This is a genomic window from Streptomonospora sediminis, from assembly GCF_054778995.1.
Map to the genome: position 1 here is coordinate 1 of NZ_BAAGYZ010000052.1, position 3,869 is coordinate 3,869.

Sequence of the window (3,869 nt, forward strand, 5' to 3'; positions counted from 1 at the left end):
ACAACACCGCACGCGCACCACACCGCTCCAACGCCCCCACCACAGCACCCGCATCAACACCCGCACCCTCCGGCGCCACCACCAACCACGTACCCGACAACACCGGCACCCCGCCCAAACCACCACCCGCATCCGACTCCCACCACTCCACCCGGTAGTGCCAGTCCTCGCCGGACACGTCGGCGTCCTGGGGCGGCTCGATCCAGAACCGCTGGTGCTGGAAGGGGTAGGTGGGCAGTTCAACGCGCCGGGTGCGCGGAAGGTGCGCCGTCCAGTCCACCGGCAGGCCCTGCACATAGGCCGCGGCCAGCGCGGCGCGGTCGGGTCCGGCGCCGGTGTGCGGTGCGGCCAGTACGGTGCCTTCGGCGCCGACGATCCGCCGGATCGGGTCGGCGAGCACCGTACGGGTGCCGACCTCGACAAAGTGCCGGTGCCCGGCGGCCAGCAGCCGGCGGATCTCGGCGTCGGGGTCGGCGGCGGAGTAGCACGGGATCGGGCCCTCGCCCGCGGTGTCCGCGCCGTCCCCGGCGCACACCGCGCGGGCGCCGTCCTCCAGGGACAGCCGGCCCGCGGCGCAAGCGGCGGCGACCGTTGCCGCGTGCCCCTGCCCCAGGACCGCATCAGGTGCGACGCCCCAGGCGCGCCACTGCGCGGCCAGCGCCACCATGCGGGACCAGGCGGCCGTCAGCTCCGGCGGGGCGGCGGTACGGAGCTCGGCGGGGACCGCCTGCAGGGCCGCGTCGCACTCGGCCATCCGCGCTGCGAACGCCGGGCCGGCTTCGGGAGTGTCCGCGGCGGCGGCCGGCTGCGGCTCGGGGAACACGAACACGGTCTTGCCGGCAACCGCGGTCCCCGCGACCACCTGCGGGTCCGCTTCGCCCGCTGCCAGCGCGGCGAGCGCCCGCCGCGCGTCCCCGGTGCCTTCGGCCAGCACCACGGCGCGGTGCTCGAACGCCGAGCGGCCGACCCCCAGCGAGTAGCCGACCGCGGCCGGTTCGTGGGCGGCGGCGGCGGGCTGCAGGCGCTCGGCTTGGGCGCGCAGCGCGTCGCCGTTCTTGGCGGAGAGCACCAGCGGCACCGGACCGGCCGCCCCGCCCGCGGCGGCCGTCCCCGCGGGCGCTTCACCCGTTTCGCCGGTGGAGGTATCCGCCTCCGCGGGCGCCTCCTCCAGCACAACGTGGGCGTTGGTGCCGCTGATACCGAACGCCGAAACGCCCGCCCGCCGCGGCTTCTCGCCGCGCGGCCAGCCCGCCGGTTCGTCCAGCAACCGCACCGCACCCGAGGACCAGTCCACGTGCGGAGTCGGGGCATCCACCCCCAGCGACGCCGGCAGCGAGCCGTGCCGCATCGCCATCACCATCTTGATCACCCCGGCCGCGCCCGCAGCGGCCTGGGTGTGACCCAAATTCGTCTTCACCGACCCCAGCCGCAGCGGCCGGTCGGCCGGGCGCGAACGCCCGTAGGTGGCCAGCAGCGCCCGCGCCTCGATCGGATCGCCCAGCGTCGTCCCGGTACCGTGCGCCTCGACCGCATCGACCTCATCAGCGGCCAGCCCCGCATCGGCCAGTGCCGCGCGGATGACCGCCTCCTGGGAGGGGCCGTTGGGTGCGGTCAGTCCGTTGCTGGCACCGTCGGAGTTCACCGCCGACCCGCGCACGACCGCGAGCACCGGGTTGCCGTTGCGGCGGGCGTCCGAGAGTTTCTCCAGCAGCAGTATCCCGGCGCCTTCGGCCCAGGCCGTGCCGTCGGCCGCAGCGGCGAACGCCTTGACCCGCCCGTCCGCGGCCAGGCCGCGCTGGCGGGAGAACTCCACGAAGCCTTCCGGGCTGGACATGATGGTGACACCGCCGGCCAGCGCCATGGAGCACTCGCCTGAACGCAGTGCGTGGGCTGCGAGGTGCATCGCGACCAGTGACGAGGAGCACGCCGTGTCCAGGGAGATCGCGGGGCCGCGCAGGCCGAGGTGGTAGGAGATCCGCCCGGAGGTCACGCTCGGCGCGGTGCCGGTCAGCCGGTAGCCGCCGCCTTCGGCGTTGTCGGCGAGTCCGTCCTGTTCTTGGCCGTAGCCGCCGTAGGAGGCGCCCAGGAACACCCCCGTCTGCGACTCCCGCAACGACAACGGATCGATCCCCGCATGCTCAACCGCCTCCCACGCCACCTCCAACGCCATCCGCTGCTGCGGATCCATCGCCACCGCCTCACGCGGCGACACCCCGAAAAACCCCGCATCGAACCCGCCCGCACCGTAAACAAACCCGCCCTCGGCCACATAACTCTTCCCCGGCCGCCCCGCAACCGGATCGAACAACCCCCCTACATCCCACCCCCGGTCATCCGGGAACGGCCCGATCGCATCACCCCCACCCGAAACCAGCGACCACAACTCCGCAGCCGAGCCCACACCCCCCGGAAAACGGCAACCGAGGCCCACGACGGCGACCGGTTCGCCGGCGGCGCCTTCGAGTTCCCGGACGCGCTCGTTCGCCTCGCGCAGGTCTGCGGTGACCCGGCGGAGGTAGTAGCGGAGCTTTTCTTCGTTCGACATGCAAATACTCCTCGGGGCGGCCGCCGGAGCGGCCGGAAAGCCAACGTGCGAATTTATGAGATGCCAAATTCCGTGCCGAGGAAATCGAACATTTCCTCGTCGGACGCCGAATCCAGTGCGGTGTCCTTACCGGTGTCCGCGGTATCTGCGGCCGCTGTGGGTTGCCGCACCTTCCGGAGCAGGATCCGCAGCCGTTTCTCCGCCAGCAGGCGGGTGGACTCGTCCGGAGCCGAGGCGGTCAGCGACTCCTCCAGCCGGTCGAGTTCGGCGAGCAGTGCGACGGAGGTGCCGCCGACGCCCAGTTCGGCGCGGACGAACTCGGCCAGTGCGGCCGGGGTCGGGTAGTCGAAGACCAGGGTGGCGGGCAGGGACAGCCCGGTTTCCCGGTCGAGCCGGTCCCGCAGTTCCACCGCGGTGAGCGAGTCGAAGCCGGCATCGCTGAACGGCTGGTCCTCGGGCACGTCGGCCGGGCTCGGATGCCCGAGCACGACCGCCGCCGCCGACCGCACCGCATCCAGCACCATCCGAGGGTGCTCGGCGTCGGGCAGGGACGCCAGCCGCTTGCGCAGACCCTCGGTACCGCTGCCGGCGGGCTCCGGTTGCGGTTCCGGTGCGGCGGCCGGGATGCCCTCCAGCAGCGGGCTCGGCCGGGACATCGTGAACACCCGCTGGAACCGCGTCCAGTCGACGTCGGCCACCACGACCGCGGTGTCGCCGCAGTCGACGGCCCGGTGCAGTTCGCGGACCGCCGCCTCCGGCGCCATCACCGGCAACCCGAGTTGGCGCATCCGCTCCTGGGCCTCCGCGCCGGCGGCCATTCCGTCGCCGTCCCACGGCCCCCACGCCACGGAGGTGGCCGCGAGTCCGCGGTGGCGCCGCTGTTCGGCGAGCGCGTCGAGGTGGCTGTTCGCCGCGGCGTAGCCGCCCTGGCCTGCGCTGCCCCATGCGGCGGCGACCGAGGAGAACAGCACGAACGCGTCCAGGTCGGTGCCGTCGGTGAGTTCGTCCAAGTGCCGGGCACCGGCCACCTTGGCGGCGGTCTGCGCGGCAAGGTCGGCCGGCGAGGTGTCGGCCAGCGGGCCGCCGTCGGCGATCCCGGCGGCGTGGACCACCGCGGTCAGCGGGTGGCGTTCGGGGACGGCGGCGAGTACACCGGCGAGCGCGTCGCGGTCGGCGACGTCGCAGGCCGCGATGGTGACCTCGGCGCCCAGTGCCTCCAGGTCGGCCGCGAGCCGGTCGGCGCCTGCCGCCGCCTTGCCGCGGCGGCTGATGAGCAGGAGGTGGCCGGCGCCCTCGCGCGCCGCCCACCGCGCCACATGCGCAC

General features: G+C 73.9%; 2 protein-coding genes. Both read right to left on the reverse strand.

Annotated elements, in window-relative coordinates; all coding sequences use genetic code 11:
* Window positions 1-2,545, reverse strand: a 2,545-nt coding sequence (locus tag ACYVD5_RS11965) for a type I polyketide synthase (protein WP_461001064.1), incomplete at its 3' end; no start/stop codon positions are given.
* A gap of 53 nt (window positions 2,546-2,598) precedes the next feature.
* The coding region (locus tag ACYVD5_RS11970) for a beta-ketoacyl reductase (protein ID WP_461001065.1) at window positions 2,599-3,869 on the reverse strand (1,271 nt) is incomplete at its 5' end.